Here is a 22175-nt window from a genome sequence, read left to right as displayed (position 1 = left end):
CTTTTGCAATCCCTGCCCGACATGACCTGGCAGGCGAGGGTTAAATACCGGTAGTGAATATTTTGTCCGTCTTAAACAGCGGGCTTGCCTCGCCTGCATCTCGTCAAGGCGGGCAATGTTTTTCCTATATAGCAACCTCCTTTAAGTTTAATTATTTCCTTTTTAATATATTCTTCGTTTACCCCTTCGTCAGGCAAAATAGCAAAAAATGCCGAACCGGAACCGCTCATAATAATATTATCTCCTGTATAAAGGGATTTAATCTGTTGTTTAAATTGATAAAGAAGAGGATAATTTTTGAATGCCACATCTTCCAAGCGGTTGAAAAAATGTTTTTTTACTCCTTCAAAATCGTTTATTTTCAAAGCTCCTAAAAGTAATTTAGCACTTCTCTTTTTTTTAGTCAAGCCCGCCTTATTGCGAGGCAAGCCCGCTTGCTCGCAACCAATAGAAAGGCAACAAGACACGCTTTTATATATATCGGCAGTCGATATGGGAAAATTAGGCCAGATAATAAGAATTCTAAAGCCCGCAAAATCCTCTACAGGTGTAATAACTTCACCTCTCTCGGTTCCCAAGCAGGTTCCTCCATAAATGAAAAAGGGCACATCCATACCGAGTTGTCTGCCTAAATCCGCCAATTCTTCCAAAGAAAAATTCAGTTGCCATAACTGGTTCAAACCCCTTAAAACCGCTGCTGCGTTACTACTTCCTCCGCCAAGACCTCTTGCCGCAGGAATTCTTTTTTCTATAAAGATTTCAATACCACCATTATTTTTTTTCGCCTTTTGTTGAATTAATTTGGCGGCTTTGTAAGCAATATTATCTTCTTTTGTTATATTTAAGGAGGGGGAGACTTTTATATCAATGCCTTGCTCAGCTTTCTTTCTTATCAAAATTTCATCGTGCAGGTCTATTTCTTGGAAGATTGTTTCTATATTGTGGTACCCATCGGGTCTTTTCCCTATAACTTCAAGGAAAAGATTGACTTTAGCGGAGGATATTACCTTTAGCTCATTAGAGGTAGTCCGCCACAGACACAATGGTGGACGTAAACTATCTTCGGCAACTGTGTATCGTTTATTATTCTCTTTGTTCTTCAAACTGTGTGTATAAAGCGCGTGATTTTTATCTCTAACGGGGTGAAGTTCATTCATAGGAAGTTCTACTATGCTACCAGTTTTTTGCCGTCTTTTATTCTTTGTATGGTTTTCTCTTTACCTAATAGAGCCATCGTGTCAAAAATCGGTGGCGATACTTCTTTTCCGGTTATCGCCACTCTCAGGGGATGAATAAAATCCCCGCCATTCATTTTCAGTTCTTCTGCAAGTTCCCTTAAAGTATTTTCGATTTCCTGCGTATTAAAAGACTGTAGTTCTTCTAACCGTTTTTCGACTTTTTCAAAAAGCGAAGAGACATAATCCCTTTTTAAAAATTTGCTTACCGCCTTTTCATTGTAATTAAGTTTATCCTGAAATAAAAAATCGGCGTTATTAACTATTTGCTCAAGCGTTCTTATTCGTGGTTTGTAAAGTTCCACTATTTTTGTCAATTTCTCCGTATCTATACTATCATTTAAAAACCCCGCTTCTTTCAGATAAGGCAAGAGGTGTTTAAGCAATTTTTCCGTCGGCATATGCTTTAAGTAGAAGCCGTTCATCCAATCAAGTTTTTCTTTATTAAAGACAGCGTTTCGGCTGATTATCCTTTCCAAAGAAAAAGAGTTTATCAGTTCTTCCTTAGACATAATTTCCTGATTTGTCCCGGGAGACCATCCTAAAAGCGAAATAAAATTCATCAATGCTTCAGGCAGATATCCTTCCTTCTTATACTCAAGTAGCCCCACCGCACCATGCCTTTTGGAAAGACGTGTCTTATCAGGACCAAGTATCAGAGGTATATGAGCAAATATGGGGGGCTTAAAACCAAGCGCGTCATAAAGAGCCAGTTGCCGCGGCGTGTTCGTTATATGGTCATCGCCTCTTATCACATGAGTTATTTCCATCGTATAATCATCCACAACACACGAAAAATTATATGTAGGATTACCGTCTGGTTTAAGTATTACAAAATCGTCAAATTTATGTTCTGAAAAATCTATGTCTCCGTGGACTGCGTCTTTGAAAGGAAGAACGGGTTTGGTCCATTTAAATCTTATAACTTTTTTTCTGCCTTCTTTGATTAATTTCTTCTTTTCTTCATCTGTAAGATTTCTGCATTTGCCGTCATATCTGGGAACTTCGCCTTTTTTCTTCAGTTCTTCTCTTAGCGCGCTAAGTTCTTCCGGTGTGCAATAACAAGGATATGCTTTTCCTTCGCCTAATAATTGGGTTATAAATTTCTTGTGAATTTCTCCTCTTTGACTTTGATAATATGGTTCGTGAGGTCCGCCGATTAGAGGTCCTTCGTCCCAATCAAGTCCCAACCACTTAAGCGAATCCAATATCTGTTCTTCGGCTTCTTTAGTAGAGCGCGCGGCGTCGGTATCTTCAATCCTAAGAATGAATTTACCTTTATTATGTTTTGCAAACAACCAGTTAAAAAGCGCTGTCCTAGCACTGCCAATGTGTAAAAATCCGGTAGGCGAAGGCGCAAATCTTACTCTAATCATATTTATATCTCCAATTTAAAATTAAAGGTTGCAGATTAAAAATTCTTTGAAAATCTTGTCCGATGACTCCGAAAGGACAGAGTATACAGACTCTTCAAAGAATCGCAAATTTTGAATTTTTAATATTGCTATTATACCAACATTCTCTTCAAGATTTTACAGAAATCTCTTCAAGATTTTCCCTGTCGGAGTTTTCGGAAGTTCTTTCCTGAATTCTATCCTTCTGGGAATTTTGTAATGAGCTAGGAAATGCTGTAAATACTTATGTATTTCCTCTTGTGTTATATTCTCGCCTTCCTGTAGCACTATATAAGCTATCGGCACTTCGCCGCCGTCTTCCAACTTTTTGCCAACTACCGCGGCTTCTTTTATTTTCGTATGAGTATATAGCGCATCTTCAACTTCCTTTGGATAAATGTTTAATCCTTTCATTACTATTAAATCTTTTTTTCTGTCTACGATATATAAAAACCCTTCCTTATCAAGTTTCCCCAAATCCCCGGTGTAAAGCCAACCGTTTTTTATGGCGGTTCTCGTTTCTTCGGGTTTATCGTAATACCCTTTCATAACAGAAGAGCCTTTTACTAAAACCTCGCCTATTTCGCCTATAGACACTTCCTGGTCTTGTTCGTTAATTATTTTTATTTCAACACCTTCAAGCGCTTTGCCAACAGAGCCTAACTTTTTCTTTTTAATGGGCGATAGCGTTACAACAGGCGACGCTTCCGTCAATCCATAACCTTCTATGAGAGGGATGTGGAATTTCGCTTCGAATTTTTTCATAACTTCTAAAGGCAACGCTTCTCCTCCTGATACGCATAATCTTATGGGGTTTAAGAATAATCTAAAAGGAAACGCCGTGAGAAAAGACGGGGTTTTTGCTTCAACTAAAATTCTATAAATCGAAGGAATTGCAATCAACACCGTTACTTTACTTTTTAACAATTGTTTAAAAACTTCCTTGAAGTTTTTTAAGGATTTTATGATTACCGATGTCGCGCCTGCGTACAAAGGCACCAAAACACAAGTCGTGATGGTAAAAGAGTGGTACAAAAGTAAAAGACAGGAAAAATTATCCTTTGGCGTAACCATTATTTTTTTAAGACACGCCTGAGCATTGGATATAAGGTTTTTATGCGTCAGCATAACGCCCTTGGGAGAACCGGTTGTCCCCGAAGTGTAAATCAATGTTGCGACATCTTCTTCTTGACACGAACAAGATAAATTTTCCCCGTCTGCTCCCGACGAAGAAACACGGGCAGGTTGAAAACATTCACTTTCAAAGTTTTCCACTTTTAATTGCAATTTTAGAGAATCTACTCTTGTCATCAATTCATCGGCTGTTTCTTTGAAAGTTTCGGAAGTGATCAGCGCAACTGTTTTTGCGTCCTTGAGGATAAAGTCCAACTCTTCAAAGGTAAGCATATTATTAAGAGGCAGGACAACGGCTCCTATTTTTACTATCGCAAAATAAGAAATAATAAACTCCAGGCAGTTCTGGAGCAATATGGCTATTTTGTCGCCTTTTTTTAATCCCTTATGTAATAAAAAATTGGCGAGTTGATTTGCTTTTTGATTAAAAACTTTGTAGGTTAAGGAGACTTCGCCGGGTTGGACAAACGCCACGTGGTCCCCAAATTCTTCCGCTTTTAAATTTATAAGTTCGCCAAGCGTCAATTGCAACTCCTTATGTGAGTGTTTTTTATATCACAAAAAAATGTAAAATGGAAATATATAAAAATACAATGGAGATGTATGGAAATAAATAGAGATAAATAGATATACGTGGAAATACAATAGATATACAGTGGAAATAAATGGAGATAAATAGATATACAATGTATTTTAGTAGAACATTGCAAGGTTAACATTAAGATAGTAGAATAATTTACAAACATGGAAGAGACCGAGGGCATTGTTTTAAGAAGTTTTGACGTAAGAGAAACCAGCAAACTTGCGGTTTTCTACACGCGCGATTTTGGAGTTTTAAAAGGGCTTGCAAAAGGCGCAAGAAAAAAACAGAAATATTTCGGCAGTTCCTTGGAACTGTTTTCCCACGATTACATCTCATTCTATAAAAGTCGAAACAGTGAAGTCCATCTAATAGGAAAATGCGAGCAAAAGAATTTTTATATAGGAATACGAGAAAATATTTTGAAATCGTCTTTTGCAACATACTGGATGGAAATTGTTCAGGAACTAATACAGGACCAAGACAAAAAAACCTTTGATTTTTTACTGGCTTGTCTCTCTTGTCTGGAAAAAGAACCAAATCTCCCCAGCTTATTATTGCCGTTTTTTGAATTAAATCTGTTAAAGTTGGCGGGATATGGTCCCGTACTCACCAATTGCGTGAGCTGTAAACAAGAACCTGTATCTTATAAATTCAGCCCACTCCTCGGCGGAATCATTTGCCCGGATTGTTATAATAAAGACACCCGCTCTATAGACATTCTGCCCAATACCATAGCTCTAATGAAAGTTCTAATAAAAACCCAACTGGAAACCCTGCCACGGATTAGTGTTGCTCCTAAACTCTTGGGACAGGTAAAAGGCGTAATTCATTATTATTTATTTCATTCCATCGGTAAAAGACCCAAATCTCTTCAGTTTGTTGAGGAAACCCTAAACCAGAGCAAGCTCAATTTGGGGCGAGGAATGAGACCTAAAGATAAAGTTCAAAGTAGCGATGAGATTTAATTTCGTTTGAAGTCAATACTGCTATTGAACTATAATCCCTAAAGCATCATCTTAAATAAAAAGGAGGTACCAAGAAATGAAACGAATAATGTATTTATCAATTGTAGCTATTTTAATTTTTGGATTATCTTGTGTCCCAAGTTTTGCGAAGATGAAATCGGCACAAACAAGCTCCCAGAGAGAATACATACAAGCAGAAGAGGAAGAAGAAATAGTTGCTCCCGAACCTTTCCACGGTATAAAGAAAAGAATTGGAGTATCCGGCTTTGAGAATAAATCCGGCTGGAGAGGCGAGGCGCGCCTTGGTGATGGAATGGCTGAAATGCTAACAACGGCGCTAATCAATACCGGCAGATTTATAGTCGTGGAAAGAACCGACTTAGGAGATATTTTAAGCGAACAAAGATTACAGGAACAAGGAAAACTTGCAGGAATCACCGGCCCAAAAACCAACAGATTAATCGGAGCGCAGATTTTAATAAGAGGCGCAGTCACTGAATATGAAGCATCAAAATCCGGCGGTGGCGGTGGCATAGCCATCAGAGGCATAGGAATCGGCATAGGCGGAAGCAGAGCTCATGTAGCCCTTGATATTAGAATTTATGACACATCAACAGGTCAAGTTTTGCAATCCCACCGCGCAGTAGGCGAAGCAAAAACTACAGGACTTGCACTTGGAGGTGTTTCCGGTGATGTTGCATTCGGAGTCGGAGGATATTGGAAAACCCCGCTTGGAGAAGCAACAAGACACGCCATTAGAGACGCTGTTAAATTCATCGTACGCGAAATGGAAAATGTTTCCTGGCAGTCAAGTATCGTAAAAGTTGATAACAACAATGTTGTTTATATGTCCGGCGGACAAGATGTGAATATGTCCGTAGGAACAACATATACTGTTTATGGTGTGGGCGAAGAACTAATCGACCCCGCAACCGGACTTTCTTTGGGTAAGGAAGAATCAAGAATAGGCAGAATAGAAGTGACATCAGTGCAGGAAAAATTCTCCAAAGCCAAGATTTTAGAGGGTTCGGGATTTAAATATGGGGATATGGTTAAATAAATGGTAATTGGTAAAAGGTAAAGGGTAACTCGTAAAGCGTAAACTGTAACTTTAAAAATTTTTTGGATTAGTTAATTACTGTTTATGGTTCTTTAATTACCATTTACCGATTACTAATTACTGATTACGAAAAAACGAGTGTTGCCTGCCTCGCCTTGTTCGTCAAGGCGGGTAATCGTAACCTCAGGACATTCTTTTAAAAATGCTACCAAAAGTTGCTATTGTCGGTCGTCCTAATGTGGGTAAATCCACATTATTTAACCGCCTAACAAAAAGTCGGGCTTCTATTATTGATTCTAAACCCGGAGTAACAAGAGACCGCCTCTACGGTGAAGTCTATTGGGGCAAGGTTATATTTGAATTAATAGACACCGGCGGAATTATACCTGACGACACGCAAAAATTAACTCAAGAAATAAAAAAGCAGGTTACTCACAGCATAAAAGAATCAGACCTAATCCTTTTCCTTGTTGACGGCGAAGAAGGTCTTCATAACTGGGACGAAGAAATCTGTCAATTATTGAGAAAAACCGGTAAGCCGATAATTCTGGTCGTAAACAAAATAGAAGGTAATAAAAGAGAGGCTCTTTCCGGTGAATTTTATAAAATGGGGTTCCCCGACACGATATCTATTTCCGCAATACACGGACTCAATATAAACGAGTTGATGGAAAAAATTTTAGTAAAAATCCCCAAAGAAAAAACCCGAAATTCGAAACCCGAAATCCGAAATAAAATCATGATTGTCGGGCACCCAAATGTCGGTAAATCTACCTTGATAAACAAACTCTTTGGGAGCCAGAGAGTAATAGTTCACGATGTCCCAGGAACAACAAGAGATATCGTTGAAATTCCTTTTTCTCTTGGAGAAGATAAATTTATGCTGCTTGATACAAGCGGTATAAGACGAGAGGGAAGAATAAGAGAGGGCTTAGAAAAGGTAGCGGTAAAGAAAACAAAAAAAGCCATAGCCGATTCAGATATGGTCTTCTTCCTACTTGATATGAGTTTGGGTATTATACGAGAAGATTTATCAATCGGTTCGTTTTTGGAGGAACACGCAAAAGCAGTAATAATCCTGTTAAATAAAAGTGACCTAATCCCTGCATCTCTGCGTCCAGCACCTGCGCCAAAGCAAACTGAAAGCAAGACCAAAAATATTTATAAGAAAGGTAAACTCCTCCAACCCGAAAAAAGTTTGGACGAACAAGAAGAGTATCTTATTGCCGTAAAAAGCCAATTTAACTTTCTTGACTTCGCCCCGTTCATATTTACTTCCGGCGTAACAGGCAAAAACCTTGAGGTAGCGCTTACCAAAGCAAAAGAGATAATCCTCGCCTATAAAAAACCGATTACAAGACCCCAACTGGCAGAAGCGCTGGTCGAGATTAAGGCAAAGCGCATGCCGCGACAGGGAACAAGAATTTACGATTTAACACAAAACCACTCTCGCCCAAACAACATCATCCTAAGAACAAACAATCCCTCAGGTATAGATAAAACTTATTTGCGGTTTATCACACACCACCTACACAAAAAATTCGGGCTCGAAGGAATCCCGTTAATAATAAAAGTAAGAAATACAAAGATAAAAAGAAAGAAGAAATAACAATTAGCGAAGTCCCCCCATCTTTGATTTCCTCTGTCCCCTTGGTCTGTTTTCAGAGAAAACAAAGGGGGGAAGAAATCAGGGGAGGGCAATGAACAATTAAAAAGTAAAACCACAAGACTATTAGCTTGTGTGGCGAGACTGGTTCTGGGGAAAAAGTAAAATGGGGATGATATGCAAGGTTTATTAATACCTTTCGTTTTGAAGTTGGCTTCCTTCTTTCAAAAAACTGATATTTGGCTAGGTAATTCCAATATATTTCCAAATTTAATGGGGAGCATAGGATTAGCTCTTTTGACAATATTAATTCCTTTTGCGATTGCAATTTTAAGCGATATTCTGCAAAAGAAAAGAGAAGAAGGTGCAGATTTTGTAGTATTAGACCTTCATGTTATTTTAGACTTTGTATTGAAATTCAAACGCCTTTTACTATATGCGAGTCTAATCTTTTTACCATTATTTGTTTGGGAACTGCCTACAGAACTAATTTATGTAAGGCTTCTAATAATTATTTTATGGCCCCTTCCCGTCTTATTTCTTGGTAAAATTATTTTTAATATGTATTTGTGGATCAAGGGGGATGTTTTAAAATTCCGGTATTCATACCTAAAAGACCTGAAACAATTTAAAGACCTAGAACTTGTATGGCGTTCAGTCTGGCAGACAGAGAATATTAACGCACTAAATGAAGAAGAGTTTTTTGAGATATTCTCCTCACAAATTGACAAATTATTAAATGATGCGGAAAAAAAGATAAACAATTTTGACTTTATATTAAGACTCCTTGGAGATTTCCAATTGTTTAAAAAAAATCGTTCTGTATTTCTAACTGGTCACGAAGCAGCCTTTCCTAAAATATTAGAGTGGCTTTTAAGGGTGTGGAAAAAGAAACATGAATACTTGCGCGAAAAAGACAGACAACAAACATGGTTTGAATATAATCGAATATTAGGTCAGTTAAGCACCATATTTCAATTTATAGGGGAAGTTTCTTTGAGAGACAGAAACACTCAAGGGTTTTTAAGCTATATGTTTTTTGACCATTTTAAAAAACATATAAATATATACAAGAAGGAATCCGTAGAAAGCAGTAATAATAAAATGCGTTTTTATAGAGAATATTTATTGGGCAGTTTCTATTCAGTGTTTTTAAAAAATTCTCCCTATGAATATGATATTTGGGAAAGCTTTCCTGATGAATGGCTTGTCAAAAAGGGTAATTTAGAAAATGAGGAAAACCTTATATCGTGGACATCCCTAAGCAAGTTTTTGATGTGGGCACAAGACAGGGTTCAATTAGCAGAAAAGACCCACGATAACCAATTGGATAATGTTATCTTGAATCTTTTCCCAGAGGTAGATCCTAGGACATGGTCTATCATTTTAATATTTATTTATTCAGGAGGGAGCATAGAAAATGGAATAAAATCTGCCACTGAAAGACCTTGGAATTTCGGCTTAATAGGAAGAGCGGTAACGGGTTGGGGAGAGAATTTAGAGAAAAAACTTGAGGAGAGTATAGGAGAGCAAGAGAGAAATACACTTGAGCTTGCGCCGTTAATATTTAAGAACCAATTTACAAGAGAGTGTTTAGAAAGATATATAAAAGAGCTTAAAGAACTAGTATACACTATCAAGGATAGGGAAGAAGAACATAGATTGGAACTTTTAGAAATTTTTAAAAAAATGTTAAGCTTAATTCATTAGGAGTTATGATAGAAACTTTATGAAAAAATGTCCTTTTTGTGCGGAAGAGATTCAGGACGAAGCGATTAAATGCAGGTTCTGCAGGGAGATGCTAGCAGAAAAGCCTAAACAGACACCTTGGTATTTCAGAACTACCTGGATAATTATTGCTTTTTTGGTTATCGGACCATTGGCTTTACCTATGGTCTGGTTTAATCCACGCTTTAACTGGAAAACAAAAATAATCGTAACTATAATAGTTATTGTCGCAACTTATTATTTAACCATTTTGGCAAGTAATTCATTAAAGTCCATAAAAGAATATTACGATATTATTTTTCAGGGTGATATGCAATTGTTTTGATAAAAAAACGAGTGACGAGTGACGAAACAGAATAAAATTGTCTTTCGTCCTAGTCCCGATGTAACATCGGGACGGTCGTCCATCATCCATCGTTAAAGCGAAGCGAATATATGAGCTTAATATTAGTCATCTTAACCAGCTACATTCTCGGCTCTCTGCCTTTTAGTTTCTGGTTGGGTAAGTCCAGAGGAATAGATTTAAGAAGGGTGGGAAGCGGTAATATCGGAGCTACCAATCTTGCAAGAGTGCTGGATGCAAGATGGGGATTTCTTGCTTTTATCCTTGACGCAGGCAAAGGATTTCTGGCTGTATTTTTGGCAGGATATATTGCCACTTTGTTTACCGAAAATATTGTATCTGTGCCGATGTTGAAAATAATAGGCGGGATAATAAGTATTTTCGGGCATAATTGGAGTATGTGGGTAAAGTTTAAAGGCGGTAAAGGTGTTGCCACTTCTGCGGGAGTATTTTTCGGGCTTGCGCCCATTACTTTACTTATCGTATTGGGAATATGGGGTGCGGTGTTTGTTTCGTTTGGATATGTTTCGCTGGCTTCTATTGTTGCTTCAATCGCTCTGCCCATTTTGATGTTGGCGGGGATTGGAGGAAAGGTTGCTTTACCTATAATCATATTTTCCTGTATAGTTACTGTGCTTATAATTATTCGTCACCGTTTGAATATAAAGCGGTTGATACAAGGCAAAGAGAATAAGTTTAGGAGAAGATAAAAACAGACTATAGACCAAAGACAAAAGACCAATGACTAAAGGCAAAAATCCTAAAAAAGTCTACGGTCTTCAGTCTTTAGTCTAAGAGGAATTTCATGACTAAAATATCCGTTATCGGCGCTGGCAGTTGGGGAACGGCAATCGCTATTCATCTTGCCAAGAAGAAACACGAAGTAACTCTTTGGGAAAATTTTCCGGATTATTTGAAGGTTCTGCAGGCAAAAAGAGAAAATATTAAGTTCCTGCCCGGAATAAAATTTCCTGATGAAATAATTCTAACATCTGATATTAATTCAGCCTTAGAAGATAAAGACATCGTTGTCATTGCCATCCCGTCACAGTATTTGAGAAAGGTTCTGGAGCAGATAAAAAATTTTGACGCGAAAACTATTTTTGTATCTCTTGTAAAGGGTATTGAGGAGAATACTTTTTTTAGAATGTCCGAAGTTGCAAAAGATGTTTTGGGTAAGATTAGTCCCGTTAACATAACAGCTCTGTCCGGACCTTCCATTGCGATAGAGGTTGCAAATGGTATCCCCACGACGATAGTCTGCGCGGGAAGCCATGAAAACACTAAAAAAGTTCAAGATATTTTTATGGGGATGAATTTGAGGGTATATACGAATACGGACATAGTCGGCGTGGAGCTCGGCGGAGCGTTGAAGAATATTATAGCGCTTGCCTGCGGCATATCTGACGGGCTGGGTTACGGGGATAATACTAAATCGGCGCTTATTACAAGAGGATTGGTTGAAATGTCGCGGCTTGGCATTAAGATGGGCGCGGCCCCTTTAACATTTGCCGGTCTTGCGGGAATGGGTGATATGATTGTAACCTGCACATCAAAATATTCAAGAAATAGGGGTGTAGGCGAAAAAATAGGTAAAGGACAAAGTTTGGACGAAGTGTTGAAAGGAATGGAGATGATTGCAGAGGGAGTGTGGGCTACAAAATCGGCGCTTAAACTGGCGGAAAAACTGGGAGTTGAAATGCCCATAACACGCGTGGTATATGAAGTCCTGTGGGAAGGGGAAAAACCTTTTGAGGCAGTAGGAGAGTTAATGGGGCGCTCCCCCAAAGAAGAATCTCCTTTATAATTGGAGGAATATTTATGGCAGAGGTTAATGAAAAACAATCCTTGAATCAGTCCACCACTGACACAATGGCGAACGATTCAGGGCAAGCTCCGAACCAGAACAAGTTTGATTCAGAGCAAGCATTTTTAGACAAACAATTCGAAAATATGAGGATGATATCTATCTTCTTATTTCCCCTGGTTGCGTTTCTTGCTTTCCGCGCTCAAGATATTTTCTTTTTTTTCTTCACTGAAGCATCTAATGTATTTGTTTTGCCTTTCCAAATTATTATCTGGAGTCTAATTTTTATTTATTTCAATTCTTTATTGCTAAAAATAGCTTTATTTATAAACCGACAAGGAATGGTTGTCGTAAGTTTGGGAATATTGATTTTTTACGCCAGCATTTTAAACCTTTGCCTTGTTCCAGTTTATGGGTTGGCAGGCATCGGTCTTGCCACACTTATCAGTTTAGCTGTCATGTTTGGGTTTGCCGTGTTTTATCTTACAAGAGTTGGAATAAAAATTCCTTTTTATAAAACCTGCGAGAAGCCTGTGATTGCAACTATGGTAGTTACTTTGATTTTGCATTATACAAATACATGGTCGTTCCCACTTGCTCTTGTATCAAGCATAATCGGTTATTCGATAATATTGATAATAGTTACAGCTTTAGATAAATAGGGTGGCCTGAGGCATAAATTGCCTCTTTGTCCAAAATTTGTTGCCTGTTTTTTATAAGTTAAAAGACCGGCTCTTCTCTTGCGACAATTGCAATCAAATTTTAAGCTGTGATATAATCGTAGACTTTACGGTTTCTAACAAGCAAAATCCGTTTATAAACTCTGACATTGCGTTGGAGTGGATTGTAATAAGATTGGTAATAAAAAAGTATAAGCCTATATCGCCAAGCGGCGAGTGAAAGGTAGGGAGGATATATCTTGACGAAAGAAGTTATTTCTATTTCTGAAGCATTGGAAGTGGCATTACATTTTGGTCATCCGACAAACAGATGGAACCCAAAGATGGCGCAGTATATCTACGGCAAAAAAGAAGGAATACATATTATCGACCTCACCAAAACAGTTAAGAAGTTCCAGGAAGCGTATGACTTCGTAAAAAAACTGGCAGCCGAAGGTAAAACTTTTTTACTGGTTGGGACAAAAAAACAAGCACAAGAAACGATACTTGCCGAAGCTAAACGAGCAGACGTTTTTTATGTAGTTGACCGATGGCTTGGCGGAACGCTGACAAATTTTGAGACACTTAAAAAATCCACAAATCGCCTTAAAGAACTTGAAAAAATGGAAGAAAGCGGGAAAATAGATACACTAATCAAAAAAGAAGCAGTCAAGCTAAAAAAAGAGAAGGCAAAACTGGAAAAGAACTTTGCGGGCATAAAAAACATGGAAAAATTTCCAGATTGTATGTTTATCGTTGATACCCACAGAGAAAAAATAGCCGTTGCCGAAGCAAGAAAATTAGGAATAACTATTGTGGGTTTGATAGATACAAACTGCGACCCCAGAGAAGTTAATTATCCTATCCCCGCAAACGATGACACTATCAGAGCTGTAAAGCTAATCACCACAAGAATAGTTGACGCTATTTTGGAAGGCAGAAAAGCAGCAATTAAGAAGCTCAAAAAAGATGAAAAAGAAGCTCACGTAGAAGTTTTAGCCGAAGGCGCCGAACAGAAAAAAATAGATGCCCCTGCGCCCACTCCAACCGAAGAAAAACAGGCGGATGCGCAACAAAAGACAAGTGAGAAAACAAAAGAAGTCAAGAAACCTGCATCAAAAAAGGCAGACGATCAAAGTAAAGGTGCAAAATGAGTAAAAAAATAGACTTAATACTTATCAAGAAATTAAGAGCGAAAACTGATGCTCCTATTGTTGATTGCAAAAACTCGTTAGAAGAAGCCAATGGTGACTTAACACAAGCTGTGGAAATTTTGAGAAAAAAAGGCATTACTAAAGGACAGGAAAAAAAGGAAAGAGTAACTTCGGAAGGAAGGATTGCTTCGTATATACATTTTGGCGGTAAGATCGGCGTTTTGGTGGAAATTAACTGTGAAACGGACTTTGTGACAAGAACAGATGAATTTAAAAATTTGGTAAAAGACATTACTATGCACATCGCTGCAAGCAATCCGAAATATGTTGCACAGAAAGATGTCCCCGAAGAGGTTATCAAAAAGGAAACTGATTTGTATAATTCTCAATCTTCGGATAAACCCGCGGCAATAATAGAGAAAATAGCTCAAGGCAAACTCAAAAAATTCTATTCTGAAGTGTGCCTGCTTAACCAGCCATTCGTCAAAGACCCCAGCAAGACAATAGGGGGGCTTATAGATGAACACATAGGTAAGATCAAAGAAAACATCCAAGTGAAGCGGTTTATTCGTTATCATCTTGGCGAGCAGTAACATCAAAGTAAGTGAACTAGGTTTTTTTACTTTTTAATATTTCTAAATCAGCCCCGCCTGTCTCGCCATTGCTTTTATGGCGGACAAAGCAGGGAGAATTATCTCATGCCAAAACTTTTACGCAGGCCCACCTCCAAGAGACCAGCTTCCCGCCTCGCTCTCGGCTTGCCAAAGCTGACAAAACGAGGCAAGCAAAGGCGAACCAGTCGCATATTGGTGAAACTGTCAGGTGAATTTTTAGGTAATCCTAAAGATAAGATTTCCGCAAATAATCCTTTAAAAATTTTCATCTCTCAAATAAAAGACATAAAAAAGACCACTCAATTAGAAATAGCGGCAGTAATCGGAGCCGGGAATATTATTCGCGGACTTAACGCACAAGGGTTGGGGTTAGATAGATACACTTCGGATTATATGGGAATGATTGGGACATTGATCAACTCTCTTTACTTAAAAAATATTCTACAGCAAAACAATATAAAAAGTTCCATTATGAGTGCATTGGAAATAAAAAACATATGCCCCTTGTTTTATAAAGAGCGGGCTTTGAAATTTTTAGAAAGAGGAGATGTAGTAATCTTAGCGGGCGGCACGGGCAACCCATATTTCTCCACCGACACCGCCGCCGCTTTAAGAGCTGTAGAGTTAAACGCCGACATACTATTAAAAGCCACAAAAGTTGACGGAGTTTACGATTGCGACCCTATGATTAACCCGAAAGCTAAAAAATTCGAACAATTAACTTATCAACAAGTCCTCGAAAAAAACTTAAAAGTAATGGATTTAACTGCTATATCCTTATGTAAAGAAAATAATATTCCCATTATAGTCTGTGATATAAAGAACCCTCACAGCATCAAAAAAATATTAAAAGGCGAAAAAGTAGGGACGATAATAACGAAATAGAAAGGAAATTTACATGAATTCAGGCTTAATCGGAGGAATACTGGGAGCAATTATTGGAACTATAGGTGGAGCAGTAGGAACTTTTTTCAGCATCAAAAATACAAATGGCCCAAAAGAAAAAGCTTTTATGATTAAGTGTGCAGTTGTCGGCTGGATTGTAATTATAGTTTTCCTTTTATTACTCTTATTTCTACCCAAACCCTACAATTATTTATTGTGGATTCCTTATGGGATAGCTCTGCCGCTAAGCATTATTTATCTCAACAAAAAACAAAACAGCATCCGAGAAATGGAGAAAAAGGATAAAGAGAAGTAATTTTTAAATTGGGATTTTGAATTTTTGATCCTGTTATAAAGGAGGAGACAATGATTAAAGATATTCTTAAAAAAACAGAAGAAAAGATGAAACACTGCCTTGATAATCTCAACCATGAATTTAGCGTTATAAGAACAGGTAGGGCAACGCCTGCGCTTCTTGATAATGTTAGAGTTGCTTATTACGAAACGCCAACCCCCATCAGTCATTTGGCAACCGTAACCGCAGACCCAGGATTGATTATTATAAAACCCTGGGACAAAGCCACAATGAGCGAAATTAAAAACGCAATTCTCAAGGCTGACTTGGGATTAGTGCCTTCAATGGAAGCGGAAGCAATAAAAATACCTGTCCCATCTCTTTCCAGCGAAAGAAGGCAGGAACTTATAAAAATAGTCCACAAAATAACCGAGGAAGCAAGGGTGTCCATCCGCAACAGAAGACGAGAAGCAAAAGAAAACATTGAAAAGACAGAGAAAGAAGAGCATATTTCTGAAGACGACGCAAAAAGAGGACTAAAAGAACTTGAACATCTGACCTCCAATTATATAGAAAAAACCAACAAGAGTTTAGAAGAGAAAGAAAAAGAAATTGGAACAGTATAATCTACAAAAAGTAACCAGTGTACAGTAACCGGAAATATTAGCGGTGTTTCCACTGTAAACTGGTTACTGGTTACCGTAGACTACCGAGCAAAGCGAGGTAAAAGTATTATGAAAAATTCTGTTGATAGAGTTCCACCTCAAAATATAGAAGCGGAAATTGCCGTTTTAGGCTCTATTCTATTGGATAAAAACCTGATTGACATTGCGGGGGATAAATTAAAACCCCAGCATTTTTATCGCAATGAACATCAATTAATTTTTAGAGCGATATTAGACCTATATGGTGAAGATAAGCCCATAGACTTAATATCTCTTACCGACCGATTAAAAAAGAAAGGCGAGTTGGAAAAAATAGGCGGGGCTTCTTTTTTAAGCACTCTGGTATCCTCAATACCAACTACAGCAAATATAGAACATTATGCGACAATTGTTAGAGAAAAAGCTGTTTTAAGAGAGCTTATTGAGGTCTCTTCGGATATCATAGGTAAATGCTATGCCGGCAAAGAAGATGGCTCCAAACTCCTCGACAAAGCAGAGCAAAACATCTTTAATATCGCTCAACAGAAAATTGCCACGGGATTTGTATGCATAAAGGACTTGATTTCGGACTCAATAGAGTTAGCGGAAAAACTGTCTAAAAAGAAAGAATATATAACGGGTTTAGCAACCGATTTTAAAGATTTAGACGACAGGACTTCGGGGCTTCATCCTTCCGAGCTTATAATAATTGCCGGCAGGCCATCTATGGGAAAAACGAGTTTAGCATTAAATATTGCAAGAAATGTTGCCGTTGGAGAGAAAAAGCCTGTTGCAATCTTTTCGCTGGAAATGTCTAAAGAACAGTTAGTTCAGAGATTGCTTTGTGTTGAATCCAGGGTTGATTCACATAAATTAAGAACTGGCTTCTTGGCGGAAGAAGATTGGCCTAAATTAACAATGGGGGCAGGAGCTTTATTCGAAGCGCCCATATTTGTGGACGATTCCTCTTCTTTAACTGCATTAGAATTAAGGGCTAAGGCAAGAAGATTAAAATCACGAGAAGATATCGCCCTTGTTGTTGTGGATTATCTTCAGCTTATGAGCGGGGAGTCAAATACGGAAAATCGCCAGCAAGAAATCGCAGATATTTCAAGATCTTTAAAAGGATTGGCTAGAGAATTACAGATTCCTGTTATAGGTGTATCACAGCTTTCCCGCAGAGTAGAAATGAGAGAAGACCATCGCCCAAGATTATCCGATTTGAGAGAATCGGGAGCATTGGAACAAGATGCTGACGTAGTAATGCTTTTACTAAGAGAAGAATATTACAACCCCGACAACGAAGAGGTGAAAGGCAAAGCAGAGTTAAATATCGCCAAACAGAGAAACGGCCCTGTTGGGACGATAGACCTTGTCTTCCTTAAAGAATATACTAAATTTGAAGACGTGGCTTATACAAGGGAATAATAGTTTTACTAAAAATGTAAAAAGAGAATATATAAAAATACAGTGGATATATATGGAGATAAATAGATATACAATAGCGATACATGGAAATACATAGATATACGGTAGATATAAATGGATATATATTGTTAAAGGATTGAAAACTAAAAAAATTACATACTATAACTTCAAAAAACTAAGGATAAAGACAACATATTTCCATCGTATTTCAATTTATTTCTACGTTTTTCTATAGTACTTTTTGACTTTATATGAAGAACCCAAAAGCGACTTTTGTTTGTCAAAACTGCGGCTATACGTCTATAAAGTGGTTAGGTAAATGTCCTTCCTGTGACAGCTGGAATTCTCTGTTAGAAGAAGCTCCAAGTCAACCTCAAGATAAATACGTGTGGGGAAACAAACCTGTCATCCTTTCCCAAATAAAAGGGCAAGAACAAAAAAGATTTTCTACGGGTATATCTGAATTCGATAGAGTTTTAGGCGGCGGCACAGTAGAAGGCGATGTTGTTTTAATAGGTGGCGAGCCGGGCATAGGCAAATCAACGCTTTTATTACAAGTGGCAACAACGGCTTCGCAAAAAGGCAAAAAAGTTCTTTATGTTTCCGGCGAGGAATCGCTCTCTCAAATTAAACTGCGCGCCGAAAGATTAAAAATACCTTCAGCCCAATCTGGCAAAAACGCGGATTTAAGTATTCTCTGCGAGGTTAGTTTAGAAAGAATAAAAAAATTCATAGAGGAAACTTCGCCCGATTGGATTATTTTAGATTCCATACAAACAGCATATAAGTCGGGTGTTAATTCTTCCCCGGGTTCCGTCTCCCAAATAAGAGAATGCGCATCCGATTTGATTCAGCTTGCAAAAAAGAACTCGAAAGTCCTCTTTCTTATAGGCCATGTTACCAAAGAAGGTTTAATTGCCGGACCCAGGGTATTGGAGCATATGGTTGATGCCGTCCTTTATTTTGAAGGAGAAAAAACGGGTCCTTTCCGCATTTTAAAAACTTTTAAAAATAGGTTCGGCTCTACGCAGGAAATAGGTGTTTTTGAAATGACCGAGAAGGGCTTAAAAGAAATTCTCAATCCTTCCGAAATTTTTATGTCGCACAACCCTTCGCCTTCGCCGGGAACAGTTATCGCCTCTTCTATTGAAGGAACAAGGCCTCTTTTGGTAGAAATCCAGGCGCTTGTAACCACTGCCACATCAATGAATTTCCCTAGAAGAGTAATAGCCGGCGTGGATTATAACCGGGTGCTTATTTTATTAGCCGTCCTGGAGAAAATATTCAGAGCACCGCTTCATAAATACGATTTATTTATTAATGTAGTAGGAGGTATTAAAATAGAAGAAACGGGGATAGACTTACCAGTGATTTTTGCAATTATTTCTTCTTTAAAAAATAAACCTCTGCCGCCCGGGATTTTATTTGTCGGCGAGGTAGGCTTATCCGGCGAAGTAAGAGGTGTTTCCCATATTAAAGCCAGAGTAAAAGAAGCAGAGAAATTGGGTTTTAAAAAGTGTATACTACCTGAGGTGAATTTATCTTCATCCCCGCCTGCAACACAAACAAAGGCGGACAAGATTGAACGTATAGGCGTAGGAGATATTGTATCTGCGCTTAACAAATTTTTTCCTAATTAGAATAGTTTATGGTTTCTATTTTTTCTGTTTTTGCTATAAACTATTAATCATCAACTTTTTTATAAAGGAGGTTGATTATGTTTGCAATTATAGTTCGTGTTCTTTTTGTAATGTTTTGCATAGTAACGGGGGCATATTTCTCAGAAACATTAGACAATATTTTTCAGCCTAATGTTTGGGGCGTGCTTTGGGGAGCAGTATGGGCAACAGCTATTTTGTTTCTTGAGTGGGCACTAAGAAGAACTCCGCCCAAGGGACTGGTTGCCGGCTCAATAGGGCTGTTAATAGGGCTTATATTGGCCAACTTAATCACGGGCACTGTTTTAACTTTTCCGTTTACTTCCGAAGTATCGCTTATTTTGAAAGTGGGAATTGCTTTAGCTTTAGGATATTTAGGGATGACTGTCTCTTGGAGAAAAAGAGACGAATTCAAGTTCCTGATTCCACAACTTCCCAGAGATGAAGATAAAAAATGTAAAATATTAGACACCTCCGTGATAATAGACGGACGTATTGCGGATATTGCAGAAACAGGTTTTCTGGAAGGATTAATCGTAATCCCTAAATTTATATTAAATGAACTTCAAAAAATAGCCGATTCAACTATTCCTTTAAGAAGAAAAAGGGGAAGACGCGGCTTGGATATTCTTAATAGAATGCAAAAAAGCGGTTCTTTGGAGGTCGTGATTGAAGAAAAGGATTTCCCGGATATAAAAGAAGTGGATTCGAAACTTGTCCAATTAGCAAAAACTATAAATGGAATAATTGTTACCAACGATTACAATTTAAATAAAATAGCAAAATTGCAGGGAGTAGCCGTCTTTAATATAAACGAATTGGCTAACGCATTAAAGCCGGTAATTCTGCCAAGCGAAGAATTAAAGATAAGAATAGTCAAAGAAGGTAAAGAACACAACCAAGGGATAGCCTATCTGGACGATGGAACGATGGTTGTGGTGGAAAATGCGCGCGGGCTAATGGGCGAGGAAGTGACAGTAGAAGTAACTTCTGTTTTGCAAACTTCCGCCGGCCGAATGATTTTCGGTCAACAGAAAAGTGGTCGTTCTCGACCCGTTAGAAACCAATAAATTTTCTAACGGTTCTCGTTCCTCTAACAAGACAACTTAATGATAGTTTAGGAGCAAAAAAGGCGAGATTGCGCCCAACTTATTTAAACGATGATTAGAACTCCCACTTTTTATGTAGTGTCGGAACGTCGTTAATTAATTCCTTTGTATAAGGATGCTGTGGGTGGATTATCACATCTTCCGGCTCACCTGATTCTACAATTTTCCCCTCATGCATTATAAAAACATGATCGCTCACATAATATGCCAGGCCTATGTCATGGGTTATGAAAATTATCGTTGCCCCCTGTTTATCCCTGAGCTGCATAATCAGTTTTAAAATGGTAGACCTTAACACAGCATCAACCATAGAGGTGGGTTCATCCGCTATTATCACGCTCGGGTTAATGAGAGATATGCGGGCTATCATTATTCTCTGCATTTGTCCTCCGCTTAATTCAAATGAATATTTATCCATCACGTCTTCCGGATCCATATGCACCGCTTTAAGAGATTGACTGATTAGCTCATGTTTTTCTTCTCTGGTTAAATCACCTTTCCGCATCCTTAGTGAATCACCCAGAATTTTCTTAATAGTGAAGAATTGGTTAAAACTTCCAAAAGGGTCCTGAAAGATACCCTGAACCTTCCGCCAATATTCCAAACGACGCTTACCTTGAAATTCTCTTGTGTCTACTCCTTGAAGCCTTATCTCCCCTTCGGTCGGTTTGATTAAATTCAGAAGCATTCTAGCTACAGTAGTCTTTCCGCTTCCGCTCTGTCCGACCAAAGATACGACCTTTTTAAAATGTATATCAAAACTAATATGGTCAACGGCACAAACAGAGTTTCTGCCTACTCTAAAGGTTTTTGTTAAGTTTTTCACTTTAAGCAGAGAATTATCCGCTTGCATTTGAGTTATCCTTTTTTATATTTAGGGGGTGAACCTCGTTAGAAGTAAGTCGCCTTAGGCGACTGCCGCACCCTTGGTGTGGACTTCTAACGGGGTGAATACATCGAATAAGCCTTCCCTGAAGACTGCAAAGCTCTATGGCTCTGCTTCTGCATTCGTCTGTAACCCGTGGGCACCTTTCCTGAAATCTACATCCGTTTGGGGGATGAGAGAGATCTGGGGGTTTGCCGGGGATTGAAGGGAGCTGTTTTTGCCGCATCCCTTTTTCTGGAACTATCATAGATGACATAAGCGCTTCTGCATAAGGATGGTAGGGGGTATCGATAACTTGGGACGTGTTGCCAACTTCAATGACCTGGCCAGCGTAGAGAATGGCAATCCTATCTGCAATTTGCCTTAAAAGCGGAAGTTCGTGGGTAATGAAGATAAGGCTCTTCACTATCTTCCTGTTAACCATAATTTTCAGCAGTTCAATAACCTCTCGTTGAGAGGAGACATCCAGGGCAGAAGTGGGCTCATCAGCAACCACTACGTCTGGATTCATCAAGGTAGATATCGCTACAAGTGTTCTCTGCTTCATTCCTCCGCTCAACTGAAAAGGATAGTAGTTTAGCACATCCCGCGAAAGAGAAAGTGAGTCAAACCTTTCTCCTGTTCGCTTTAATACTTCTTGCCTGGAAAATTCCGGATTGTGTTCACGCATAAGGTCCACCACAAAATCTCTGACCCTCAAGGTGGGGTTTAAAGCATTCATGGCGCTCTGGGGAATAAAGGAAATTTTTTTGCCAAGAATTGACTTTCTAAGTTCCTGATTGCTGACTTTTGCAATGTCAATTCCATCGAGAATTATTTGACCGCTTACATACATCAGCGGCGGAGTGAAAATGCCGCTTAAACCTCTCGCCAGCGTAGATTTCCCGCACCCTGATTCCCCCGCTATCCCTAACACCTCGCCATCGTAAAGCGTTAAAGAAACATCGTCAACCGCCCTTACGTCTTCTCCGGGTTCAACATGATAGTA

At 38.5% G+C, this 22175-nt stretch carries 21 protein-coding genes; 16 read left to right on the top strand and 5 right to left on the bottom strand.

Annotated features, from left to right (window positions below):
• Window positions 1–71: 71 nt before the first annotated feature.
• From ispE to KAS42_05330, 3 genes are all read right to left on the bottom strand, one after another.
• On the bottom strand, window positions 72–1157 hold the full coding sequence (ispE, locus tag KAS42_05340) for a 4-(cytidine 5'-diphospho)-2-C-methyl-D-erythritol kinase (protein MCK4905641.1): 1086 nt from the start codon (window positions 1155–1157) through the stop codon (window positions 72–74).
• A gap of 11 nt (window positions 1158–1168) precedes the next feature.
• Complete coding sequence (locus KAS42_05335) at window positions 1169–2611, bottom strand: glutamate--tRNA ligase (protein ID MCK4905640.1); 1443 nt, start codon at window positions 2609–2611, stop codon at window positions 1169–1171.
• 156 nt (window positions 2612–2767) lie between these two features.
• Window positions 2768–4288: a long-chain fatty acid--CoA ligase gene (locus tag KAS42_05330; GenBank protein ID MCK4905639.1), complete on the bottom strand. Its 1521-nt coding sequence runs from the start codon at window positions 4286–4288 to the stop codon at window positions 2768–2770.
• A 219-nt stretch (window positions 4289–4507) separates the two neighbouring features.
• On the opposite strand from KAS42_05330, the gene recO reads away from it, so the two are divergent.
• The 16 genes from recO to KAS42_05250 all read left to right on the top strand — a co-directional run bounded on the left by recO (window position 4508) and on the right by KAS42_05250 (window position 20262).
• Window positions 4508–5311: a DNA repair protein RecO gene (gene recO, locus KAS42_05325; protein MCK4905638.1), complete on the top strand. Its 804-nt coding sequence runs from the start codon at window positions 4508–4510 to the stop codon at window positions 5309–5311.
• 76 nt (window positions 5312–5387) lie between these two features.
• Window positions 5388–6371 (top strand): hypothetical protein, encoded by a 984-nt coding sequence (locus tag KAS42_05320; GenBank protein ID MCK4905637.1) that lies wholly within the window; start codon window positions 5388–5390, stop codon window positions 6369–6371.
• Between the two features lie 202 nt (window positions 6372–6573).
• Entirely contained in the window at window positions 6574–7980 is a 1407-nt protein-coding gene (gene der / locus KAS42_05315) for a ribosome biogenesis GTPase Der (GenBank protein ID MCK4905636.1), read from the top strand.
• 174 nt (window positions 7981–8154) lie between these two features.
• Window positions 8155–9687, top strand: coding sequence for a hypothetical protein (locus KAS42_05310; protein ID MCK4905635.1), 1533 nt, complete (start codon window positions 8155–8157; stop codon window positions 9685–9687).
• Window positions 9688–9706: 19 nt separating this feature from the next.
• On the top strand, window positions 9707–10030 hold the full coding sequence (locus tag KAS42_05305; GenBank protein ID MCK4905634.1) for a zinc ribbon domain-containing protein: 324 nt from the start codon (window positions 9707–9709) through the stop codon (window positions 10028–10030).
• Between the two features lie 110 nt (window positions 10031–10140).
• Window positions 10141–10758: a glycerol-3-phosphate 1-O-acyltransferase PlsY gene (gene plsY, locus KAS42_05300; GenBank protein MCK4905633.1), complete on the top strand. Its 618-nt coding sequence runs from the start codon at window positions 10141–10143 to the stop codon at window positions 10756–10758.
• 95 nt (window positions 10759–10853) lie between these two features.
• Complete coding sequence (locus KAS42_05295) at window positions 10854–11855, top strand: NAD(P)H-dependent glycerol-3-phosphate dehydrogenase (GenBank protein ID MCK4905632.1); 1002 nt, start codon at window positions 10854–10856, stop codon at window positions 11853–11855.
• A gap of 14 nt (window positions 11856–11869) precedes the next feature.
• Window positions 11870–12517: a polysaccharide biosynthesis C-terminal domain-containing protein gene (locus tag KAS42_05290; protein ID MCK4905631.1), complete on the top strand. Its 648-nt coding sequence runs from the start codon at window positions 11870–11872 to the stop codon at window positions 12515–12517.
• Window positions 12518–12774: 257 nt separating this feature from the next.
• Window positions 12775–13668, top strand: a complete 894-nt coding sequence (gene rpsB, locus KAS42_05285) for a 30S ribosomal protein S2 (protein ID MCK4905630.1) — start codon at window positions 12775–12777, stop codon at window positions 13666–13668.
• Window positions 13665–14261: an elongation factor Ts gene (locus KAS42_05280; GenBank protein ID MCK4905629.1), complete on the top strand. Its 597-nt coding sequence runs from the start codon at window positions 13665–13667 to the stop codon at window positions 14259–14261. The genes rpsB and KAS42_05280 overlap by 4 nt, the downstream gene beginning before the upstream one ends.
• A gap of 105 nt (window positions 14262–14366) precedes the next feature.
• Entirely contained in the window at window positions 14367–15167 is an 801-nt protein-coding gene (locus tag KAS42_05275; protein MCK4905628.1) for a UMP kinase, read from the top strand.
• 13 nt (window positions 15168–15180) lie between these two features.
• Entirely contained in the window at window positions 15181–15483 is a 303-nt protein-coding gene (locus KAS42_05270) for a hypothetical protein (protein ID MCK4905627.1), read from the top strand.
• 50 nt (window positions 15484–15533) lie between these two features.
• Window positions 15534–16088 (top strand): ribosome recycling factor, encoded by a 555-nt coding sequence (gene frr, locus KAS42_05265; GenBank protein ID MCK4905626.1) that lies wholly within the window; start codon window positions 15534–15536, stop codon window positions 16086–16088.
• 108 nt (window positions 16089–16196) lie between these two features.
• Complete coding sequence (gene dnaB / locus KAS42_05260) at window positions 16197–17534, top strand: replicative DNA helicase (protein ID MCK4905625.1); 1338 nt, start codon at window positions 16197–16199, stop codon at window positions 17532–17534.
• 251 nt (window positions 17535–17785) lie between these two features.
• Window positions 17786–19174 (top strand): DNA repair protein RadA, encoded by a 1389-nt coding sequence (gene radA, locus KAS42_05255; GenBank protein MCK4905624.1) that lies wholly within the window; start codon window positions 17786–17788, stop codon window positions 19172–19174.
• A 77-nt stretch (window positions 19175–19251) separates the two neighbouring features.
• Window positions 19252–20262, top strand: a complete 1011-nt coding sequence (locus KAS42_05250) for a TRAM domain-containing protein (protein ID MCK4905623.1) — start codon at window positions 19252–19254, stop codon at window positions 20260–20262.
• A 94-nt stretch (window positions 20263–20356) separates the two neighbouring features.
• Here KAS42_05250 and KAS42_05245 read toward each other — a convergent pair whose 3' ends face one another.
• Together KAS42_05245 and KAS42_05240 are read right to left on the bottom strand one after the other, a co-directional pair.
• Entirely contained in the window at window positions 20357–21154 is a 798-nt protein-coding gene (locus KAS42_05245; GenBank protein ID MCK4905622.1) for an ABC transporter ATP-binding protein, read from the bottom strand.
• A partial coding sequence (locus KAS42_05240) for an ABC transporter ATP-binding protein (GenBank protein ID MCK4905621.1) occupies window positions 21141–22175 on the bottom strand: 1035 nt, incomplete at its 5' end. The genes KAS42_05245 and KAS42_05240, both read right to left, overlap by 14 nt.

It is taken from the genome of bacterium (assembly GCA_023135785.1).
GTDB lineage: Bacteria > CAIJMQ01 > CAIJMQ01 > CAIJMQ01 > CAIJMQ01 > CAZNJA01.
This window is presented reverse-complemented; position numbering and strand designations above follow the sequence as displayed.

What these genes read in the sequence shown, in the direction of transcription:
- plsY (MCK4905633.1), top strand. Translation starts at nt 10,141, where the DNA reads ATGAGCTTAATATTAGTCATCTTAACCAGCTACATTCTCGGCTCTCTG.
- dnaB (MCK4905625.1), top strand. Translation starts at nt 16,197, where the DNA reads ATGAAAAATTCTGTTGATAGAGTTCCACCTCAAAATATAGAAGCGGAA.
- KAS42_05250 (MCK4905623.1), top strand. Translation starts at nt 19,252, where the DNA reads ATGTTTGCAATTATAGTTCGTGTTCTTTTTGTAATGTTTTGCATAGTA.
- ispE (MCK4905641.1), bottom strand. Translation starts at nt 1,157, where the DNA reads ATGAATGAACTTCACCCCGTTAGAGATAAAAATCACGCGCTTTATACA.
- KAS42_05335 (MCK4905640.1), bottom strand. Translation starts at nt 2,611, where the DNA reads ATGATTAGAGTAAGATTTGCGCCTTCGCCTACCGGATTTTTACACATT.
- KAS42_05310 (MCK4905635.1), top strand. Translation starts at nt 8,155, where the DNA reads ATGCAAGGTTTATTAATACCTTTCGTTTTGAAGTTGGCTTCCTTCTTT.
- radA (MCK4905624.1), top strand. Translation starts at nt 17,786, where the DNA reads ATGAAGAACCCAAAAGCGACTTTTGTTTGTCAAAACTGCGGCTATACG.
- KAS42_05275 (MCK4905628.1), top strand. Translation starts at nt 14,367, where the DNA reads ATGCCAAAACTTTTACGCAGGCCCACCTCCAAGAGACCAGCTTCCCGC.
- KAS42_05320 (MCK4905637.1), top strand. Translation starts at nt 5,388, where the DNA reads ATGAAACGAATAATGTATTTATCAATTGTAGCTATTTTAATTTTTGGA.
- frr (MCK4905626.1), top strand. Translation starts at nt 15,534, where the DNA reads ATGATTAAAGATATTCTTAAAAAAACAGAAGAAAAGATGAAACACTGC.
- KAS42_05280 (MCK4905629.1), top strand. Translation starts at nt 13,665, where the DNA reads ATGAGTAAAAAAATAGACTTAATACTTATCAAGAAATTAAGAGCGAAA.
- recO (MCK4905638.1), top strand. Translation starts at nt 4,508, where the DNA reads ATGGAAGAGACCGAGGGCATTGTTTTAAGAAGTTTTGACGTAAGAGAA.
- KAS42_05270 (MCK4905627.1), top strand. Translation starts at nt 15,181, where the DNA reads ATGAATTCAGGCTTAATCGGAGGAATACTGGGAGCAATTATTGGAACT.
- KAS42_05305 (MCK4905634.1), top strand. Translation starts at nt 9,707, where the DNA reads ATGAAAAAATGTCCTTTTTGTGCGGAAGAGATTCAGGACGAAGCGATT.
- KAS42_05295 (MCK4905632.1), top strand. Translation starts at nt 10,854, where the DNA reads ATGACTAAAATATCCGTTATCGGCGCTGGCAGTTGGGGAACGGCAATC.
- KAS42_05245 (MCK4905622.1), bottom strand. Translation starts at nt 21,154, where the DNA reads ATGCAAGCGGATAATTCTCTGCTTAAAGTGAAAAACTTAACAAAAACC.
- KAS42_05290 (MCK4905631.1), top strand. Translation starts at nt 11,870, where the DNA reads ATGGCAGAGGTTAATGAAAAACAATCCTTGAATCAGTCCACCACTGAC.
- der (MCK4905636.1), top strand. Translation starts at nt 6,574, where the DNA reads ATGCTACCAAAAGTTGCTATTGTCGGTCGTCCTAATGTGGGTAAATCC.